The sequence below is a fragment of the Serratia sp. BIGb0163 genome, from assembly GCF_024809935.1.
Lineage (GTDB): Bacteria > Pseudomonadota > Gammaproteobacteria > Enterobacterales > Enterobacteriaceae > Serratia > Serratia quinivorans.
The window spans coordinates 1-1,250 of record NZ_JANUDZ010000026.1; the positions used below are offsets into that span (position 1 = coordinate 1).

The following is a 1,250-nucleotide window of genomic DNA, read 5'->3' on the forward strand; positions in this document are numbered from 1 at the left end:
TCACAGGGTGCCATGGCGGGTACCAAGTCCTCCACGGTGGACTTCCGTGCGGTTGTAAAGCCGACGTCATGTAACGTGTCTGCAGGCAACACGCCGGGCACGGCGGTAAACGTGGCGTTCGGCACTATCACGAAGAGCGAGTTCGGGACCGGGGATGATAAAACTGTCGGGACCACTCAATACAACCTTCTTCCGTCCAAGTTGCCGTCGGTTATGCTGGAGGTGTCAGGGTGCAAGGGGGCTGAATTGGCAGCCAGTGGAACGATGGGGCTGACGGCGATCGGTAGCGGGGCAACAGGGGCGGCGGATGACCTGTATGGTGACAGCAGTACAGACCAGGGCTTTGGTTTTGCGCTGGGCTACACGCTGACAGATAACAGCGTCGATGACAACGGCGGCAAGACTAATAACGGCGCCACTCCTCCCCCGGCTACTGGGTTTATAACACCGGCTAAAAACACGCTCGCGCTTTATGAGGCTACTGCCCCGGCAACGGCAGATATGCTGAGTGATATTAAATTCAATGTGGAAATCAAACCTCAGGTGGGTTCATGGGGCAGTAGTCAGCAGACGGTCAGCCTTGTCACACCGGTGACCTTCAACGTCGCTATGAACTGATTGAACAAAGTCGTGCAACAGGGAGGGAGAGACCCCCTCCCTGACTGCGGCGCTGTGAGCCGGCACCATCGGAAAGGGATAAAGATGAATTTTGTGCGTTACCGCCTCTGTGCACCCATTTTTATGGCCCTGGTGGCAACTGCTGCCCAGGCATCAGATGCGCTGACCATGACGCTTTCCGTTTCGGTCAGTAAGTCGACCTGTGATATGCGACTCAGTAACGATGGCGGGGACACATCCCGCTCCGTGCATGAGGTCAATCTGGGGCATTTTTCCCGGGCCGACTTCACCAGTAACAGGGTGAGACTCACGGGGGACAATGCGCTGATGATGTATTTTCCTGAGCAGTTATGTGCCGGCAGAAGTCTGCGTGTGAAGGTGGACGGGCCGGCAGCCAGAGGCTCTAAAGGCCGTAACTGGGGGGATCCGCACCGTGCACTGGCATGGGGGATGCGCCTGAACTGGTCGGAGAATGGTCAGTCAGGGCAGCACCCGCTGACGCCACGGTATAACACGGTAAGCCTGACAGTGCCGTCGGCGCGCGTGCAGCGTGCGGGGAACGCCGTTCACGGTCTGGTGTTCCGCCCGGAGCTGAGGACGTGGGACTACCGACGCATTGTGGCAGGGACCTC

General features: G+C 58.4%; 2 protein-coding genes. Both read left to right on the top strand.

Features of this window, described 5'->3' with window-relative positions; all coding sequences use genetic code 11:
* Positions 1-618: fimbrial protein (locus M2406_RS26430; protein WP_259191950.1), on the top strand; the 618-nt coding region annotated here is incomplete at its 5' end.
* Positions 619-711: 93 nt separating this feature from the next.
* Positions 712-1,250 (top strand): hypothetical protein (locus tag M2406_RS26435; protein ID WP_259191951.1); only part of this gene is annotated, 539 nt, incomplete at its 3' end.